This is a genomic window from Peribacillus deserti (assembly GCF_016909175.1).
Classification (GTDB): domain Bacteria; phylum Bacillota; class Bacilli; order Bacillales; family DSM-1321; genus Paraperibacillus; species Paraperibacillus deserti.
Genome location: NZ_JAFBFI010000001.1, coordinates 188,631 through 207,326, shown reverse-complemented (window position 1 = coordinate 207,326; position 18,696 = coordinate 188,631). Strand labels below are relative to the sequence as shown.

Below are 18,696 nucleotides of genomic sequence, written 5' to 3'. Positions count from 1 at the left end.
TTTCGTCATTCTTTAATTCCTTTACTATGAAAACAATATAATGTGTATTAACAGTAAACTTACTAAATTAAAAAACTGTTTTACTGGAATATTCCCTTTAGAAAGTTGGTTATAATTTAATCAATCATTATTTAATTGAGAAAGATTTCACTTTATTACCTTTTCTTTTACTATTAATTTTTTCAAGTATTATACCAAAATCTTCTTTTCCAAAAATAGATATTAAAAATGTATATATAATTATACACAGGAAAATTGAGACTAGATTCCAAATAGTATTATTATATAAATATCTAAAACAAATGGCTGCTAAACCCATTATAATAGTTAGTACTGCAGGCTTTAACAGGCCCTCAACTATTTTCTTGATTGAAATATGAAGAATAAACTGCATAGCTAATAAACTTGTAATCACAAGTTGAAACCTAATCAATGCTCTGGCATAAACTAAAGTTTCAAAGCCGAATCTTAAAGAAATAATACATGTTGGTATTAAAAATATTAGATGTACTATTTGTAATAGAAAAGATAATTTCGGCATTCCCTTTGCCCTATAGCACACGCTGTTAAAATCAGATAGAACAATTTTAATTGCCGAAGTCAAACCCCAAAATCCAATAATGAAACCTGCCTCTGTCCATTGATTTCCTAACATAACTTGAGTTGCGAAATCACTATAAAAATATAAACCCAAACCTAACGGAAAAAGAAAATATGCTGCTATTTTTTGAAATTTAAAATAAACATTATTAAAAGACTTTTCATCTTTTTGTAGACGGGAAAGTGAAGAGAATAGTATTGGTGTTATTGAAGCTGTGATAATCATCATCAAAGAATTGACCATATTTAAGGATATTTTGTATAACCCCACAGAATACGGAGACAATATACTGCCGATTATTAAAATGTCAACCCATGTAGATAACCAAATAGATATTCCTTCAACAAGTGACCATAAACTAAATGAAAGCATTTCTTTCAATATCTTGAAACTATAAAAAAAAGTTGGCTTCCACTGTGATTTTACGGTTAAAATAATTGAATTAGAAAGCTGTCCACACAATGTACCAATTATTAGAGCCCAATAGCTGAGCCCAACTGTTGCTAAGGGGATAGTAATAACAAATGGTAAAATAACCGAAACCATTCGAACATGAAATAATGTCTTAAAGTTAAAATCTCTTTTAAACAAAGCCATCTGTATACTAGAAAACGAAGTAAGGGGTAATTGAATACAGGAAATAGCAATGACTTTTCCCAATCCAGGGTTTCCTACAACTGAAGCTAATGTTTCACAAAATAAAGAAATAAAGCCCCAAATAATTAAAGACATCACTAAATTTGTCCAAAATGCAACTGTCGTATGTTTATATTTTGTTTTTTCATCTTTAAACTCATGTTGGACTAGGTATTTTTGAAACCCGGCGTCTGTAAACATATCTGCAAAGCTAATTATCATACTTACCATAGCTACTACACCAAATGCTTCAGGAACAAGAATACGAGCCAGAAGCAAATTTGTAATTGGAATAACTAGCTTTGAAGCTATTTCTGTAATGGAGGACCACTTAGTAGCATTAATCATTTTTCCTTTTAAATCTGTGTTGTTCATATGCTTTACCTCTGAAAAAGAGTCAATTGTGTTTAAAACTAAAACAAGTTTGCTCTCTATTTAGTTTATATTTCTAAATTATATTATTTTTCCAACTCTTAAGACCTATTTACATCATAAAGTTCTCAATTTTCAGACATGGAGAAGCGCGACTGAATTTGTAACTAGTTGTATCTTAAGAGCTTGTTAGGTTCGTTGATGAATATTTTTTGAGCCTAATAAAAGCAATACAAATTCCTATGAGAACATACGTCATTCTACTCGTATAATTTACTGCGGCAGTCTCTGCCGCAAACCATGTAAAAAATACAGCAAATAATATTATTGCATGAGGATCCCTTTTTTTTATTAACCTGAAAAGGCTATAAAAAATGTATATATAGACCGTATAGTATAAAATAAAACCAATAACACCAACTCCAACCAACAATTCAATGAAATTATTGTGTGAATATGTTTCCCATGAAATTTTTCTCATTAAAAGATCTCCGTAATTCCCAATGCCATAGCCCCAAATAGGTCGATCAAAAAACCATTCCAACCCCCACTTTATCATGTTAATTCGCATATTCGCATCACCACCACTGCCAGATAGAGATGATGATAAATCTAGAAATCTCAAACTAATAGGGTTGAATATACTTAACTGTAATAAATAATATAAAGCAACTGATATAACGGGTATCAACAATAATAATTTATAGCTCTTCCTGAGCCCAACTTTAGCAAAAATAGTAATGGCCATCCCTAATACTAATATAATAACAGCTGATCTAGAGCCGCTGGCTAAAACCATCATAAAGGGCATAAGCATTAATCCGAAGTAAAGAAGATTCTTTTTTTCGATACCATAAACAAATAAGACAATTATTGAAATTGACGCCAATCGACCCATTATGTTCTCCTGACTTATTTCCTGTCCTAACCTCTCCCCAGTTAAAATTGATTGATATATATGTTCAAAACCGTAAATACCTACTCCATAAATAAAAAGGATAATCCCTGAAATGGCTATTCCCATTAAAATAAGATTAATTTGTTTTATTGAAAGTAGGATCTGAGAAATTAAAAATGAAAGTATAGTCATTTGAGTTAATAAAACTACTTTTCGTAGTACATCACTTGGGTCAATTGCCCAAAAGTAAGAGATGACACAAAATAATAAGAAAAGAATGATGCTCAGCATTATTTTGTCAAAATAAAACTTTCTTTGCTTCATTATTTGTATTGTTGAAAAAGTGACAAACAGTAAGAAAAGCGCTCTTGAAATTATTACAAGATCAGGATTGTTTACAAAAGTAAAAAGAGAAATAATATATATAAATAATAATGGTATACAAAATAGCCTTATACTTACTCCACCTTTATTAGTTATAGATAAAGAAGCCTTTTTTTGTATGATCTCATTCATTTTTCTATTACCTTAATATAGTTATTTCTACATACTTCATAATTAAACAACTTAACCCGTTTATATGCCTTTTCACTTAATTCATTCCTTAGGTTTTCATTTTCTAATAACATTATCATTGCCCCTGCTAAATATTCTTCATTGGTATTATTGAGTAATTTAGCATCCCAGCTTTCCTTTAAAGAAAGTGCAGGTACAATAATACCAAAATCTGCACACTCCTTGTCACTTATCTTTCTTTTCAAATCTACATCTCGAAATAAAATTTCGCGTGGACCTGACTTACAATCAGCAGCAACCACTGGGCATTTGCAAGCCATTGCCTCTACCATCGCATTAGGAAATCCCTCAAATAGGGACGCTAATACATATGCATAGCATCGTGACACATACGAAAAAGGGTTTTTCTGGTAGCCGGTAAATAGTACTTTTTCTTCTATATTAAGCTTTTTTATTAATTGCTCTATTTTTGGATGATCTTCGCCAATTCCAATGATTAAAAGTTTAGCATCACAATCAGTAGGAAGCATAGAAAAAGCTTTTATTAAATGCCAATATCCCTTTTGATAAGTTAGCCTGCCTACTGTGACAAACACTTTTCCAGATTTCAGGAAATTGGCATGCTCTACATTCTCAATATCGGCTTTTGCGAGTTTAGAAATTTCTTCAATATCATACGGATTATAAATTGTTTTGATTTTATTGGGGGGAATGTTGTAATTCTCTATTAAGCTATTTTCTAAAGCTAATGACACAGGAACCACATAATCTGCTTTTTTATACAAAAATTTCATTAGAAAGTTTTTCATTTTACTTATTTTTGACTTGTTTTTTTCTAATTCAGAGAAATTCCTCACAGATAATATGGTGGATGTATTTCGTGTGTCAGATAATGCATTCACTATATTAGCGCTTGTTAAAAAACTTATCATGCATTCTAACTGATATTTCTGCTTAATATTTTTTAATTTTCTTGCCCTACAAATTGGTAAAAAAACTTTCTTAATGACACTTGGTTGTGCCGGCATTTTCAAATTGATTACTTCGCAAAATACATCGTATTTAATGCTATCTTCATTCAAAATAATATAGACTTCATAGTAATCTTGTAAGATGTAAGATAATCGCGAAACCACTCTTTCAGCACCGCCATTACTAAGGTGTGGAATATATAACCCTACTTTTTTCATTCTTGATATCCCCCCTTTTCTTGCCCCTTTAAATCGTCTATAAATGGTTTTAGTGCATATTCCGGTGTATATTTATAGGCTTCGTCCACGCAATTTTTTCTGAGCGATAAAACCTCAGAAGGATGATCAACGTAATATAGAAGCAGCTCACTTAACGTCGATATATCTTTAACAGGAACTATCCGTCCCGTTTTACCATCTTCGATAATCTCAGCATTACAATTCCAGTCAGAAGCAATCACTGGCAAACCAGAAGCAAACGCATCTATCAATGTACCAGGAAATCCTTCTCCATTGTGATAAGTTGGGAAAAGTAATAAAAAGTAATCTTTTAAAACGTCTGTGCTATTACTATAATCAATCAATCCACCATAGCGAATATATGATGGAAACTTAGTTTGTAGATCTTTAAAGCGTTCTTTGTACCCTTTATCCGCTACACCAAAAATATCTAACTCAAATACTACTTCTCCAAGCTTAGTATTTACTAATTTAACAACCTCAATTGCGTCCTCAATACCCTTTTCTTTCCGTATTCTTGAAAATGTACACAACTTAAAAGGTTTCTCTATTTTCCTATTCAAATCTCTATCAGAAACGACATTTAATTTTTTAAAATTTGGGAGATACATACAGTTTGATATTTTTAGAGACTTATAATCATTAACTAGTGAATGAGATTCCAAATAAATCATTTTGCACTGTCTTGAAAACCATCGTAAAATTATATTTTTTTTCAAATGATTCTGTCTATACCCACCTATAACAAAATCATATATATCTCGTTTATATATCTGATTAAGTAAAATAAGAATGGGTAAAAGAACCTTGTATCCACGTGATGACACAACAAGGACAACTTTCTCGTTATTTCTTAAAATATCGTTTATAAGGCCAACCAACTTAAAAATATTCTTTGTAATTTGATAGGTATCTAAAACAAAGACTTCTGAAATATATTCACAGACAATATGGTTATATAATTCTTTTGTTTTTACCGTCTGTCCATCTGAAAAGTCATTAGTTCCACCAAAATGACCAATTATAGCAATCTTACTCATATACCCTCCGATGATTTCGAATAATAAACTTTAACCGCGTAATATAATAAACTATATATTTTCTTTACTATTAAAAGTATAATTATCTTGAAATCTCCTTTATAGCATTGCATAAACATAGTTTATTAGATCAGCAGTACATTAAATAAACTTTTAAATTAAGTAAACTTCTAATTATACCTTTGGTAGGTTATTGTACCTTTATAATGATGAATATATAATAATGGGGAATAAAAGGGACAGGTAGTTTGAAGGATAAATCAACTGTCTAACTCTTAAAACTTCCGTATTAAAAATTTCAATTTACCGCTCTGCATCCGCTCTAACTTATCAACCGCTTTCCATGAAATATTCATATCACCAACAAATTCTTTAGCGGTTTCAATAACATTCTTCATCGACTCTTCATCGAAATTAACATCAGGGACAACATTTATGACGATTTGATCCTTCGAAACCTGAATGATTTGGCTTTCTCTAATACCAATTGCCGGTTTCACAATTAGTGACAACCTTTTAACCTTCCTACCATCCTTTGTTAAAATATAATCTTCAATCCTGCCTATTATTTCTGTTAAATAAGGGGTTTTAATTCCACAACCACAGTCATCGTGACGCATTATTCCTAAATCACCTGTACCATATCTAATAAATGGATAACTACGACTATAGTAGTCCGTAACTACGATTTCACCTTCGGTTCCGTCTTCAACAGTTTTGCCTTCATTATCAACTACTTCTACATAATACGTAGGCAGAATATGATAATGTGATTTCTCGCACTGAACAGCACACATTCCAACTTCACCCAACCCGTAGGTTTGGTAAACTCGGCAATTAAAAGCTTTTTCTATTTTTTTCTGCTGTTCAGTTGACAAACCTTCACTATCTGTAATGATGGCTTTAAATCCATTATACTTTGATCCATCTTCTATCATTAATTCTGCTAACGCCGCCCATCCTGATGGGAAACCAGTGGCAAAAGCAGGACCAATCTTTTTAATTGCTTTAATATAATCTCTGAAGGAATTTTCGGATATATGATAGGCGCTGCACTGCAACTGTTTGTATTTGTCTATATACAACCAAAATGGAGGCTTTTGTCGGTCGAACTTGGCTACTTTAACGCCAGATATTCTCACACGTTTATTATTTGTGTCGCAACCACAATATTTGTAAAAAGCATCGTACTGAAGCCGTTCTATATTAATACTCTGCTTATCCCGGTAATATTTCAACGGCATGCCAGTTGATCCACTTGAGGAACCTGCCCATAATTCTTTTTTGTTCTTAACTTTTTTTGAGATGAGTTTTTCCATTGCCTCTCTTATTATTTGTTTTGTCAACAACGGGATTTGTTCAAAATCCTTAACAGACTCTATTCTACACCCTCTTAGAAATGCATAATACTCAACGTTATCTGCTGCATCCTTAATAAAATCGTTAATTTGTTCTACGTTAAAGTATGAGGTGCGTTCAAGCATGTTTTTTTGGAAGTCTACCTGCTCTGATTTATCAAATCTTCTATACCTATCACGCCTTAAAGCTTCTGCGTTTGCAAATATCCTCTTTACTAGGAACGGAGAGCTGAGATATAATTTGTTAACAAAATTCTTCAACCGTATCAACTCAATCAATGTTTCTAAGCCCCCTAATAACAATTAATGAACAGCAGGTTAGTACCCATATAATTGATTATCTCGTACTCTCTGCCTTCTCCCAAAACGGCCTTGCCTTCCTTGTTAAAATGGTTATCACTCCACCCCATTGTGCAACTACTGTTACACAGTAGTAATAAATCATATTGAGTGCTTTATTGTCCACCTGTGTAATCAACTTTAGCATTGCCAACAAGTAAAACAACACCTGGAATGCAAATGTACTACCATAAAACCACGACTGCGATATCAAAAATCCATTAGTCATAAATACTATAAGATGTGAAATCCAAAGTAAATACCGGCACGTCCTATGACCGAAATAAAAATATGAAAACCATTTGTATTTGAATATATTAAGAATTCTTAAATCTGGTAGTATCTGTTTAAGTATCATACGGTTCATACGTACTTTTCTTTTAAACTCATCTTCGATAACCTCTCCAGCCTTTTCATAAGCTATGGCATCGTGATTGCATATCGCTCTCTTACCTTGGAGTCCGTAGTATAATGGCATTGCGCTATCATGGCATTGAATCGGGTTGAAATCAAAATAATCACTATTCCTACAGGCGTAAATTGCTCCGTTCCCCGCTGTAATAGTTTGTACTCTACCTTCCACCTCACGAGCTACCATATCGCTATCCCAGTAACTAGCCTCAGAGTTACTGATATTACTTACATCTTGATTAATGATTTTAAGTCTCCCTGAAACATATGCAATGTCATTTGAAGTGAAGGCAGCCATTAATTCTTTTATGGAATTTTTGTCCATTATTGAATTTGCATCTGTCAATACCAGATACTCTGTAGTAACAGTCTTTTGTGCTTCATTTTGAGCATTTGTTTTGCCTTTGCGTGATTGAACCTCATATAGTCTGATGTTTCTTTCCTTATGTTCACCAATAAACTGTCTAACAATTTCGTTCGTTTTATCAGTACTGTTATCTGATGAAACTAAGAAGTTTATCTTGTCAATTGGGTAATCAAGATCTAAAATTTTGTTCATTTTATCTAGAATTACTTTTTCTTCATTATGCGCCACCACCATAACGGTAACAGTGGGTTGATGTGAATAGTCCTTTTCTAACTCTCGTTTATTGTAAATTTCCCCTATAAATTTAAGTGATAATGGATAACCTACCATCGCCCATACAATAATAAATCCACTAAAGTAAAATAGGCTTTGCAACAATAATTCCATTATGGTTTCTCCCTCATATCTTTTTAGCTGGTATTCCAACATAAACCCCAGCCACCATTATATCCCTAACCACCACCGCACCTGCACCAACTATGCATTTGCTCGTAATATTAATGTTATTGCTAACCACACTACCAATACCTAACCACGATCCAAGTCCTACTTTCACCGTACCGGCTAAATGTGAACCTGGTGATACATGAACATAATCTTCAATTAAATTGTCATGATCTATAGTAGCCCCAGTATTAATAATGCATCCTTTTCCGACTCTCGTGCAGCAGTTAATCACAACTCCAGCCATGACTACTGTTCCTGATGCCAATTCAACTTGTTCTCCTATAACAGCACTGGGATGAATCAAAGTAGGTATGCTCGCACCTTCAGCTTCAAGCTTCAACTGAATCTGCTCTCTTGTAGCATTGTTTCCAACACCTACAAATATGTCGCAATCATTTATATGTGTAAAAGCATCAACTGTTTTCCCACTGACTTGTATACCCATTGATAATTGCATACTGAAATTATCATCAAGGAAAGTAATGGTCTTCCATTTTTTCATTTTCAATGCGATGTCAGCAACTACTTTACCGTGTCCACTAGCACCTATTATCAAAAGTTTTTCTTTCATGTCTCCACTCTATCCTTTTTAGTCCCTTTAAAGGGTTCCATTGTTGCAGCAGTCTCTGAATTAATACCCTCTTTAACGAAAACCTTTTTAATGGTCAAAAAAATAATACTCCAATCTCCAATTAAACTAACATTGTCTACATACTCTACATCGAGATTAAACTTATCTTCCCAACAGATCGTATTCCTTCCGCTTACCTGTGCCAAACCAGATAAACCTGGCCTTACTTCATGACGACGTTTCTGATGTTCAGTATAAAGATGGAGATATTGTACCAATAATGGTCTGGGTCCTATGATGGACATATCCCCATATAGAATATTAAAAAGTTCAGGCAATTCATCAAGTGAAGTAGAACGTAGAAATTCCCCAAACTTCGTCAACCTCACACTATCGGGAAGTAGTTCTCCATTCTCATCTCTTTCATCCGTCATTGTTCTAAATTTATACATCATAAAAATCTTCCCATTCAACCCTGGTCTTTTTTGTTTAAACAAAACTGGGCTACCTAGGTTTACTCTTACAAGCAAAGTAACAGCCAAAAGTATGGGACAAAGAACTATAATCGCAATCAAGGATAGTATGAAATCCATTGGCCGTTTAATAAATCTTCTATATATACCACCTTTAGAAGGATTCATTACCTTAACCACAATCCTTTAATAATATCTACAACTCTCTCCAAATCTTCATCCGTCATCTTCGTATCAGAAGGCAAACAAACACCATTCTGAAACAACAGTCTAGACACATCCGTTTCAACAAAGTCATACTTCTCAAAAAACGGCTGCATATGCATTGGCTTCCAAATCGGCCTTGATTCAATATTCTCTTTTTCAAGAACTTCCATAATATCTATCGGTCTAATTTTCCCACTTAAAGTCATTGAGCTTAGCCAATAGTTCGGCTCATTCCAATCATTATTTGGCATAAACTCAATACCCTCAAGTTCATCAAGCTCTGTTTTATAATATTCATAGATATATTTTTTCTTCTCAACTCTTTTATCTAATACCTTAAGCTGCCCTCTACCAATCCCAGCAACTACATTACTCATTCGATAATTAAACCCTAATTCGCTATGTTGGTAGTGCCTTGCTTGATCTCTACTTTGTGTTGCCCAAAATCGTACCTTTGCAATTCTCTCCTCATTATTGGAGACAAGCATACCTCCACCTGACGTAGTAATTATTTTGTTACCATTAAAAGAGAAAATGCCGTAATCACCAAAGGTCCCTGTATGTTTTCCTTTATAATAAGTACCTAAAGATTCTGCAGCGTCTTCTATTAAAACAACATTATGTTTCTTACAAAGATCTATTATTTGATCCATGTCTGCTGACAAACCGTATAAATGAACTACGATAACAGCCTTCACTTCCGGATATTTCTCAAAAGCTTCTTCCAAAGCTTTAGGACATATGTTCCAAGTTTCATAGTTACTATCTATAAAAACAGGAATTGCATTTTGATAAATAATTGGATTAGCTGTGGCTGAAAAAGTAAGAGTTGGACAAAATACAATATCCCCTTCTCCTACTCCTGCTGCCTTTAGAGCCAAATGAATGGCAGCAGTCCCAGAAGAGAGTGCTGCAGCTGCATGTGAACCCACTTTAGTAGCCAGTTCTCTTTCAAACCTGTTAACGTTTTCCCCAAGGGGTGCAATCCAGTTTGTATCAAAAGCTTTTTTTATATATTGCATTTCATAGCCTTCATCACTCATATGTGGCGAAGAAAGAAATATTCTTTTTCCCATCTTAAACTTCCTTTCAAATTCAAGTGCATTATTTCTAAGATATTAGTCTCTTAGTTGGTTAATACTTATTTGGAGTTAACAAACGATTTGCCCCCAATTAACTACTAACCTACTAAAACACTAGTTGAAAATATCTTGATAACATTATTCAACAAAGATTGGCTCCTACTTATTAAAACTACAATGAATAAGAGCCTATTAATTTCTTTTTTATTTCACACTAACTTTTTGTAACAATTCTTCAAGATAACTTAACAACTCAGTCCTACATTCCTTATTTTGTAATGCAAACTCAATGGTTGTTTTAACAAACCCTATCTTTTCTCCAACGTCATACCGCTTTCCCTCAAAATCATAAGCAAATACTCGCTGGATTTGATTGAGTTTTTGTATGGCATCGGTTAATTGTATTTCTCCGCCAGCACCTGTTTCCTGTTGCTCTAAGAACATAAAAATTTCTGGCGTAAGTACATATCTTCCCATAATTGCGAGATTAGAAGGTGCTGTTCCAGCGACAGGTTTCTCCACTAAATTTTCAACCTGATATCTTCTTCCTTCTTTAACTGAAGGTTCAATAATTCCGTAACGATGTGTCTCACAATCGGGTACTGTCTGTACTCCAATAACCGAAGAACGTATTTCTTCGTATTGACTAATAAGCTGCCTTAAGCAAGGGGTATCACTTTGGACAATATCATCTCCTAGTAGTACAGCAAATGGCTCATCACCAATAAAGTTTCTCGCGCACCATACCGCATGTCCCAAACCTTTTGGTTCCTTTTGCCTTATATAATGAATATCTGCAAGGTTAGTAGAATAACGTACTTTATCTAAGAGCTCTAACTTACCTTTTTCGGCTAAGTTTTGTTCAAGCTCTGGTGCAAAGTCAAAATGATCCTCTATTGCACGTTTCCCTTTACCAGTTACAATGATAATATCTTCGATCCCCGATGCAATTGCTTCTTCGACAATATATTGAATCGTTGGTTTATCAACAATCGGTAGCATTTCCTTTGGCATTGCCTTTGTTGCTGGTAAGAATCTTGTACCTAACCCTGCAGCGGGAATAATTGCTTTCCGTACCTTTTTCACTTCTTAATTCCCCCTTTTATTTAGCATGCGAAAGCATCTTGTTTTTTCTTCGGTTAGCCAAGTTAATAACATATTCCTTCAAGTCTTTACCTGACAAGTTTTCAAACCGATCAAGCAGATAAGTAATCTCTGCTTCTTGTTCCAAAACTGCTTTCCCAATAAAAATTTTCGGAAAGACAGGCTCAGGATGAACCTCTTTTTCATTTAACAATTCTTCAAACATTTTCTCCCCGGGTCTTATTCCAGAAAAATTCATCCCTATTTCTTCTATTGTATAGCCTGATAACCTGATTAAATTTTTTGCTAGGTCAACAATCTTAACCGGCTCACCCATATCTAGTACAAAAACCTCACCACCACGAGCCAAAGAACCCGCTTGGATAACTAACCTCGATGCCTCTGGAATTGTCATGAAATATCTCGTCATATCTGGGTGTGTAACCGTAACCGGACCCCCAGCCTGTATTTGCTTTTTAAACAGCGGTATTACACTTCCTCGGCTTCCAAGTACATTACCAAATCGCACCGCCACAAAATTGGTCTTACTTTCTTTATCTAATTTTTGGATAACCATTTCTGCAATCCGCTTTGTCGATCCCATTACATTAGTTGGATTTACAGCTTTATCAGATGAAACTAAAACAAAGGTGTTAACTCCAAAAGTATCTGCTGCCTCGGCTACGTTTTTCGTTCCTATTACATTATTTTTAACAGCTTCTTTTGGGTTATATTCCATGAGAGGAACATGCTTATGTGCCGCTGCATGATACACTACATCTGGCTTATACTCCTCAAAAACTTCGAACATTCTTGTACGATCCTGAACATCACCTATTACAGGAATAATTTGAAATAAATCTTTGAATTTGTTTCTTAATTCCATTTCAATATGATAGATGCTATTTTCACCATGTCCTACTAGTACAAGTTTACCTGGCGAAAATCTTGATATCTGCCTGCAAATTTCGGAGCCTATCGACCCGCCAGCCCCTGTAACAAGAATGGTTTTGTTTGTCACATAACCAGAGATGCTGTCAATATCTAACTCTACTGGTTCTCTGCCAAGTAAGTCCTCAACTTGTACATCTCTAAATTGATTCACAGAAACTTTGCCTAGCATTAGATCTTCAAGCATGGGCATGATTTGTGTTTTTACATTCGTTTTAGAGCACTCATTAAATATTAATCTTAATTTCTTTTTGCTAAGCGAGGGTATAGCAATCACTATATTTTCTATTTGAAGCTTTTCAACTATATCAACAATGGATTTTGAGTTACCTACAACTGGTATGTCATAATAGTGAAGCTTAAACTTTTTAGGATCATCATCAATATAAGCTACCGGCCATAGCTCTGAGTCAGGGTTTTTCAATAACTGACGCACAACCATAGTTCCGGCGGAACCTGCTCCTATAATTAATGTTCTTTTCTTTACTCCCTGGGTACTAATATACCTTCCCCTAAACATTCTCCATGAAAAACGTGATCCACCAATCAATAAAACATGAAGCATCCATGTTAAAACTAGAGCTCTAACGTATATATTGTGGAAAATTAATAATTGTACTGCTGCAGTTACAACAACGGAAAACGTTACGGCTTTGGAAATAGATAACAGTTCACCTACACTTGCATATTCCCAGGCCTTATTATAAAGCTTATAAATAGATGCAAAAATATGATGGCAGATTAGCAGCGTAATAGAACTGACCAAAAGTGGATAAAGTTTAAAGATTTCCAGATAAGGATGCAAAATTAAATAACTCACATAAATAGCCGATAATACAATTAGAGAATCTAAAAGTGCTAAAACCGTTAACCGTTTTCGGTACGCCAACCGAAATTCCCCCTTTGAGTGAAAAGCTGAATTCATTTTCATAACTTTAATGGGTAAAAGATGCAGACAAAATAAATATCTAATGAAAATGCATGTATCCTGACACATACTCTCATTAGATATCTATTAAAGAATAAAAATGCGGGCATCTAACCCATCCTCACATCATACTAACGACGACAAGCGTCTAAGGATTAATTCCCACAGTATGACCGAGTGTCTCCTTTGATAAAGGCAAGGAGGCATCACCTTGTTACACCTAAAAGATTCCTAGAAATTTTTTTGTTTTAATTTGCTGCGGCATTTCTTTGTAGACCGACTCTCCCAGCAATACTGATTCTGCATTTTCTTTAAAGAAATAAATCATATCGATTCCGAATTCTTTTTCTATTTCATCGTAGGCGTGGACCATGTTGAAGCTGCGGTTTTTAATGTTGTGTGCGTCTGATGCGATAAAATGAGTTAGGTTTGCTGCAATCAACTCCTGTGAAAATCTCTTGATTTTTTTGCCAAAGTATCCAGCTAAGCTTGAAGCAGTCACCTGTGTGAGTGCTCCTTTATCTACCAAGTTAAACAGAACATGGGGTCTCTCTATAATTTCTGCATTTCGTTCTGGATGCACAATGATAGGTGTGATTCCCTGCAGCTGAATATCGAATAAGACCTTTTTCGTGTAGGCGGGAACATGTCCGGATGGGAGTTCAACCAGCAGGTATTGACCCTCCTTAATTCCAATAGGCAGCAGTTCCGCCTTTTCGACTTCTTCTGCCATTTCTCCATGTATTCTTATTTCCTGGCCGGGCATTATTCTTAATGGGATTTGTTCATCTCGTAATACTTGGTTTAAAGTGTCAACGGATTGTAAAATAGAAATTCTGCTATTTTCATAGCTTCCGTTTTTATGGTGAGGAGTCGCATACAAGGTCTGAATGCCCTCTTTAACAGCAAGTCTCGCTAACTCTACGCTTTCCTCTAAAGAGTCTGCTCCATCATCTATACCAGGTAATATATGACTATGCAGGTCTATCATCCTAATAAACCCCCAATTTTTTACACGGTTTAGGAAAAATAATATACCTTCTATAGTGAAAGTAATGATTTTGCCTTGCTTTATTTTTTTCCATAATAATAGTAATAAGACGATTCTTTAATGTCTTTGTTATTCAGGACCACACCTGCTATTTTTGCTTGTACACCCAGCAGGTGCTCCTTTGCTTTAACAGCCATTTCCTTCTCAGTCCTGCCGCTGGAGACTACCATTATGACTCCATCACACATATTGGATAATACCTGGGCATCAGTCACAGCTAATATTGGCGGTGTATCGAAAAGGATGATGTCATACATTCCTTTCAGTTTTCCCATTAGCTCCCCCATAATTTTGGATCCTAATAGTTCAGCAGGATTTGGCGGGATTGGGCCGCTCGTTAAAATATCAAGGTTCTCAACATCTGACACTTTCACTGCTTTTTCAAATGACATTTGCTTCGTTAATACATTCGTTAGTCCGAAGGTATTCGTAAACGAGAATGTATAATGCGCAGTCGGTTTCCTTAAGTCCGAATCCACTAACAGCACTTTTTTACCTGCCTGGGCAAAAACAACAGCTAAATTAGCAACGGTCGTCGATTTTCCTTCGCCAGGTCCAGGGGAGGTTATGAGCAGCGTTTGCATTTCTTCGTCTATGGCTGAAAATTGAATATTGGTCCGGATCGTTTTGTATTGCTCTGAAATCGGTGATTTAGGACTAATCTGAGTAACCAGTTTTCTCTTGGTTTGCAGCAGCTGTTTCTTGTTTTTAAGCGCCAATTGAATCACCTCTAACTGATTTGTCTTTTACTCTGCTTTTTTCCTTCGTTTCTTCTATGTTTGCGATCGAGCCTAAAACCGGGAGCTCCAATAAGCTTTCGATATCCTGCTCGTTTTTAATCGTGTTATCCAGATATTCAAATAGGAATGCCAGTCCCACTCCTGCCATCAAGCCTACTACCATGGCAATCGCTATGTTTAATAACGGCTTCGGTTTAATAGGTGCAGCCTTTTCGCCGACAGCCGCTTTTGAAAGTACCGTCACGTTGTCAACGTTCATAATGCTTTTAATATCACGCTGGAACACTTCAGCTGTTTTGTTCGCGATAATTACGGCTTGGTCTGGGTCTATATCCTGTACGGAAACATTTAATATTTGTGTATCGTTTGCATTGCCAACTGTCACTTTTCCTGTAAGTATTGCTGTGGAAATTGGAAGATTCAGCTCTTCCTTCACCTTATCTAAAATGACCGGGCTTTTTATAATTTCGCTGTACGTATTCACCAGCTGTAAATTGGTTTGTACTTCATTGCCATTGTAGAGTGTCGGCTTACTTTCTTTTTGATTGACTAACAGCTGTGTAGAAGCTTGATAGATTGGTGTTAAAACAAAGTAGCTGATAATTCCACTGACAAGAACTGCGGCAAGAGTAATCGACACGATTAAGCCGATCCTCTTTCGAATCACGTCAAAAAGCTCTTTTAAACTAATGGTTTCTTCCATTTGATCCTCCTGAACTTGTATAAACAAGATTATTAAAGTTTTTATGATTAGAAGCCCTCAGAAGCGGCACACCTAGCTGCCTCTGACTTCCTTAAAATATGTTCAGCAGAATAAAGGTACTGGTCTCATTTCAGGAACAACCGGATAACGTCTTCTTTAAACCCCTTCACTTAAACAATATAGGATATGTTTCGACGGTAGCTTCCCTTTTAAGTTTTCACGATATGATAAATTCTGCGACAGCCTCCAAAAAAAACACCCAATTTATATTGCTGCCTGCCCATCCAATTCCAAACGCTGCAATTTATCCTTCTCAAGTTGAGGAATTGAAGAGTTTCGCACAAGATAACGGGTATCAATGAGATCAATTTCTTTTAGGCCTGAATCCTAATGTCAGAAAACAAGGAAAACTAAAAGGAAAAATCAATCGGCATTGCACATTTATTACATTTAATCCCATAATATTTTTTATTTAAATAGTGCAAATGTTTTGACTTTTTTAACCCTATCTGGCTCTTCTTTGAATACCGGTTCCCCACTGATGGCCTTTTCAGCATTTACCATAAACATGTCTATCATGTCATTTCCAAACCCTTTTTTTAGTTCCTTTAAAGCCTGTTCCATTTTAAACGAGCGTTTAGTCGTATTATGAGCATTAGAGCCAATAAATTGGACCTGCTTTGCCTTAATTAATTCAAGGGAGAATTTTTTGGCCTTCCGCCCGATCTTACCAGCGACACTCTCTGCATCCACTTGAGCATAAGCCCCTCTTTTAATTAACTGATACAGCACTTCTGGATTCTCAAGAATCTCTAGGTTTTGTTCTGGATGAACAATAATGGGCGATATCCCTTTTAATAGAAGGTCATAAAATAGCTTCTCTGTATATTTAGGAACATGATCCTTAGGAAATTCAATTAGCAGCGAGCTTTGTTTGTCATTAAGCGTTAAAATATCTCCCTGCTCTAATTGTTCCATTAGAGTTCCACTAATCCTTGGCTCCTGGCCAGGCAGCACGGTAAGAGAAATTTTCTCACTCTTTAACTGCTCATTGAAACTATTTACTTTCCTGATAATTTCTTCTCTCGTGTTTGTATAACTTCCAGGTATATGATGCGGTGTGGCTACAATGGTATGTATTCCCTGCTGAACTGCCACTCTAGCTAAATCAATACTCTTATAATTACTCTCAGGGCCATCATCCACCCCGGGAAGGATATGGCAGTGAATATCAATCATCAACGATTCCCCTTATACTTCCAAATTATTAATTAAGCTTAACATCCTTAATTTGAACCGTAAATAGACGTAAATTGTCTAAAACTAAGAAGTTTTGTCTAATAAAATAACATTTTATGTAAGATGAGAGTGAAATATTTACTATTTTACTAATTTGGAATATAATACCATTTTTTCTCTATTTTGTAATTAAAATTTCAGGGAATTTGATTTATAAGCTGAAATTAATAATCCTAAAATGGAGCTGTATTAATTAGTTGAATGATCATCTGAAGTTAGGCTATGAAAACGTAAAAAAGGGAGGATGCTTTGCAGCATCCTCCCTTTTTTATAACGAAACTGTCTTGCTAGAAATCTACTGAAGCCAAAACTATTGATATACTGTCCCCAGGCATTTTGGGTTCAGCTTAACAAAGCCAAATTTTCCTCTAGACGGCTATTTAAGGCTCGCTGTGATTTTCCGTTAAAAACGCACATTACTATTTCTTTTATATTCAGGATCCCTTTGATTAAATTTTTTACTTGAAACTTATCAGTTCTTTTAATTGTTCTAGTTCCATTTTTAATCTATTCTTAATCTGATGTTCCAGAAGTATCCCATGTTTCAGTTATAGGACTTAAATAACATGACTACCTTTCTTTTTTATAACATTATAAATTAATAAGCAAAATAATCTAACGGTAAGTGGGTGGACTGCATGAAGCGGATCTATGTCATATTTCTATTGATCATAACAGCAGTACTAGGAATGTTAGGTATGAAAGTATATCAGAATCAAAAAGCATATAATGATGCTTCTAAGATAACAGTAGAATACTTAAAGAGCAATTTTAACGACATTAAAACAGTTGATATTACAGAAACTGAGTATTCACCCGTTGGGACTATATTTGTTAAGGGTTATATTAATGGGGAAAGAGATTCTTTAACCTTTACATCGAATGTGGATCCTGATGAAGAGATTGTAAAATCTGTAACTACATCTGAAGATTTTCCTGAGGCAATGGATGAATGAAATTATTCAGGATATATGTAACTCAAGGTTTCCTAAATAAGGGCAAACAGTTGTAGGATTAGTAAAAGGAATCTATTATTCTGCTAAAATATAAATGTATTTACACGCAGCTCCATTCTTTATTATTTCTCGTCAATTCAAGAATAAAAGAATGGATGTTTGTGTGTATTTTTTAAACCCACGAATAGGCCCGACCCCAACAAATATTATCTATAATCAGCCTCATCTTCCATTAAACAATCAGGTTCCTTCTATATAATAAAGGCTCGCTGTTAAGCGAGCCTTCCATTTTGAATAATTATTGTTTGATTTTTAATGTTCATACGGAAGCTCTGTTTCAAACCTGATATCGTCTATTACTTTAGTATGAGTAGAAGTCGCAGCTACTCCGGACACTAAAATGATAAAAGAAAATAAAGAAATCAAAACTCGTTTCATATCTGGCACATCCCTTTT

Annotated in this window: 17 protein-coding genes; 1 reads left to right on the top strand and 16 read right to left on the bottom strand. The window is 34.9% G+C overall.

Annotation, left to right across the window (positions count from 1 at the left end; all coding sequences use genetic code 11):
- Positions 1 to 127 precede the first annotated feature (127 nt).
- The 15 genes from JOC77_RS00895 to JOC77_RS00825 all read right to left on the bottom strand — a co-directional run bounded on the left by JOC77_RS00895 (position 128) and on the right by JOC77_RS00825 (position 17,224).
- Positions 128 to 1,612 carry a lipopolysaccharide biosynthesis protein gene (locus JOC77_RS00895; RefSeq protein WP_204537463.1) on the bottom strand — a complete coding sequence of 495 codons (1,485 nt, stop codon included), beginning with the start codon at positions 1,610 to 1,612 and terminating at the stop codon, positions 128 to 130.
- Between the two features lie 175 nt (positions 1,613 to 1,787).
- On the bottom strand, positions 1,788 to 3,023 hold the full coding sequence (locus JOC77_RS00890) for an O-antigen ligase family protein (protein WP_204537462.1): 1,236 nt from the start codon (positions 3,021 to 3,023) through the stop codon (positions 1,788 to 1,790).
- Positions 3,020 to 4,213, bottom strand: a complete 1,194-nt coding sequence (locus JOC77_RS00885; protein WP_204537461.1) for a glycosyltransferase — start codon at positions 4,211 to 4,213, stop codon at positions 3,020 to 3,022. Before JOC77_RS00885 ends, JOC77_RS00890 begins: the two co-directional genes overlap by 4 nt.
- The gene (locus JOC77_RS00880) at positions 4,210 to 5,274 is read right to left on the bottom strand and encodes a glycosyltransferase family 4 protein (RefSeq protein ID WP_204537460.1); all 1,065 of its coding nucleotides are present in this window, start codon (positions 5,272 to 5,274) and stop codon (positions 4,210 to 4,212) included. Before JOC77_RS00880 ends, JOC77_RS00885 begins: the two co-directional genes overlap by 4 nt.
- Before the next feature lie 275 nt (positions 5,275 to 5,549).
- A complete protein-coding gene (locus tag JOC77_RS00875; RefSeq protein WP_204537459.1) occupies positions 5,550 to 6,911 on the bottom strand; it encodes a phenylacetate--CoA ligase family protein in 1,362 nt (453 codons plus the stop codon).
- A gap of 58 nt (positions 6,912 to 6,969) precedes the next feature.
- Positions 6,970 to 8,178 (bottom strand): glycosyltransferase family 2 protein, encoded by a 1,209-nt coding sequence (locus JOC77_RS00870; RefSeq protein ID WP_239558514.1) that lies wholly within the window; start codon positions 8,176 to 8,178, stop codon positions 6,970 to 6,972.
- Positions 8,150 to 8,767 (bottom strand): acetyltransferase, encoded by a 618-nt coding sequence (locus tag JOC77_RS00865; RefSeq protein WP_204537458.1) that lies wholly within the window; start codon positions 8,765 to 8,767, stop codon positions 8,150 to 8,152. The genes JOC77_RS00870 and JOC77_RS00865 overlap by 29 nt, the downstream gene beginning before the upstream one ends.
- Positions 8,764 to 9,408: a sugar transferase gene (locus tag JOC77_RS00860; protein WP_239558513.1), complete on the bottom strand. Its 645-nt coding sequence runs from the start codon at positions 9,406 to 9,408 to the stop codon at positions 8,764 to 8,766. Before JOC77_RS00860 ends, JOC77_RS00865 begins: the two co-directional genes overlap by 4 nt.
- The gene (locus JOC77_RS00855; RefSeq protein WP_204537457.1) at positions 9,408 to 10,523 is read right to left on the bottom strand and encodes a DegT/DnrJ/EryC1/StrS family aminotransferase; all 1,116 of its coding nucleotides are present in this window, start codon (positions 10,521 to 10,523) and stop codon (positions 9,408 to 9,410) included. Before JOC77_RS00855 ends, JOC77_RS00860 begins: the two co-directional genes overlap by 1 nt.
- Before the next feature lie 210 nt (positions 10,524 to 10,733).
- The gene (gene galU, locus JOC77_RS00850) at positions 10,734 to 11,615 is read right to left on the bottom strand and encodes a UTP--glucose-1-phosphate uridylyltransferase GalU (RefSeq protein WP_204537456.1); all 882 of its coding nucleotides are present in this window, start codon (positions 11,613 to 11,615) and stop codon (positions 10,734 to 10,736) included.
- A 16-nt stretch (positions 11,616 to 11,631) separates the two neighbouring features.
- Positions 11,632 to 13,452, bottom strand: coding sequence for a polysaccharide biosynthesis protein (locus JOC77_RS00845; protein ID WP_204537455.1), 1,821 nt, complete (start codon positions 13,450 to 13,452; stop codon positions 11,632 to 11,634).
- A 259-nt stretch (positions 13,453 to 13,711) separates the two neighbouring features.
- The gene (locus tag JOC77_RS00840) at positions 13,712 to 14,482 is read right to left on the bottom strand and encodes a tyrosine-protein phosphatase (RefSeq protein ID WP_204537454.1); all 771 of its coding nucleotides are present in this window, start codon (positions 14,480 to 14,482) and stop codon (positions 13,712 to 13,714) included.
- An 80-nt stretch (positions 14,483 to 14,562) separates the two neighbouring features.
- Positions 14,563 to 15,261, bottom strand: coding sequence for a CpsD/CapB family tyrosine-protein kinase (locus tag JOC77_RS00835; RefSeq protein ID WP_204537453.1), 699 nt, complete (start codon positions 15,259 to 15,261; stop codon positions 14,563 to 14,565).
- A complete protein-coding gene (locus JOC77_RS00830; protein WP_204537452.1) occupies positions 15,251 to 15,985 on the bottom strand; it encodes a YveK family protein in 735 nt (244 codons plus the stop codon). Before JOC77_RS00830 ends, JOC77_RS00835 begins: the two co-directional genes overlap by 11 nt.
- 468 nt (positions 15,986 to 16,453) lie before the next feature.
- Complete coding sequence (locus JOC77_RS00825) at positions 16,454 to 17,224, bottom strand: tyrosine-protein phosphatase (RefSeq protein WP_204537451.1); 771 nt, start codon at positions 17,222 to 17,224, stop codon at positions 16,454 to 16,456.
- 698 nt (positions 17,225 to 17,922) lie between these two features.
- On the opposite strand from JOC77_RS00825, the gene JOC77_RS00820 reads away from it, so the two are divergent.
- Positions 17,923 to 18,240, top strand: coding sequence for a DUF1433 domain-containing protein (locus JOC77_RS00820; RefSeq protein ID WP_204537450.1), 318 nt, complete (start codon positions 17,923 to 17,925; stop codon positions 18,238 to 18,240).
- 312 nt (positions 18,241 to 18,552) lie between these two features.
- Here the strand turns inward: JOC77_RS00820 and JOC77_RS21475 are convergent, their stop codons facing one another.
- Entirely contained in the window at positions 18,553 to 18,678 is a 126-nt protein-coding gene (locus JOC77_RS21475) for a hypothetical protein (RefSeq protein ID WP_275585032.1), read from the bottom strand.
- Positions 18,679 to 18,696: the final 18 nt, after the last annotated feature.

Excerpts from the sequence above, each read along its gene's own strand:
- JOC77_RS00895 (WP_204537463.1), bottom strand. The coding sequence starts at position 1,612 with ATGAACAACACAGATTTAAAAGGAAAAATGATTAATGCTACTAAGTGG.
- JOC77_RS00890 (WP_204537462.1), bottom strand. The coding sequence starts at position 3,023 with ATGAATGAGATCATACAAAAAAAGGCTTCTTTATCTATAACTAATAAA.
- JOC77_RS00885 (WP_204537461.1), bottom strand. The coding sequence starts at position 4,213 with ATGAAAAAAGTAGGGTTATATATTCCACACCTTAGTAATGGCGGTGCT.
- JOC77_RS00880 (WP_204537460.1), bottom strand. The coding sequence starts at position 5,274 with ATGAGTAAGATTGCTATAATTGGTCATTTTGGTGGAACTAATGACTTT.
- JOC77_RS00870 (WP_239558514.1), bottom strand. The coding sequence starts at position 8,178 with ATGTTGGAATACCAGCTAAAAAGATATGAGGGAGAAACCATAATGGAA.
- JOC77_RS00865 (WP_204537458.1), bottom strand. The coding sequence starts at position 8,767 with ATGAAAGAAAAACTTTTGATAATAGGTGCTAGTGGACACGGTAAAGTA.
- JOC77_RS00860 (WP_239558513.1), bottom strand. The coding sequence starts at position 9,408 with ATGAATCCTTCTAAAGGTGGTATATATAGAAGATTTATTAAACGGCCA.
- JOC77_RS00855 (WP_204537457.1), bottom strand. The coding sequence starts at position 10,523 with ATGGGAAAAAGAATATTTCTTTCTTCGCCACATATGAGTGATGAAGGC.
- JOC77_RS00840 (WP_204537454.1), bottom strand. The coding sequence starts at position 14,482 with ATGATAGACCTGCATAGTCATATATTACCTGGTATAGATGATGGAGCA.
- JOC77_RS00830 (WP_204537452.1), bottom strand. The coding sequence starts at position 15,985 with ATGGAAGAAACCATTAGTTTAAAAGAGCTTTTTGACGTGATTCGAAAG.
- JOC77_RS00825 (WP_204537451.1), bottom strand. The coding sequence starts at position 17,224 with ATGATTGATATTCACTGCCATATCCTTCCCGGGGTGGATGATGGCCCT.
- JOC77_RS00820 (WP_204537450.1), top strand. The coding sequence starts at position 17,923 with ATGAAGCGGATCTATGTCATATTTCTATTGATCATAACAGCAGTACTA.
- JOC77_RS21475 (WP_275585032.1), bottom strand. The coding sequence starts at position 18,678 with ATGAAACGAGTTTTGATTTCTTTATTTTCTTTTATCATTTTAGTGTCC.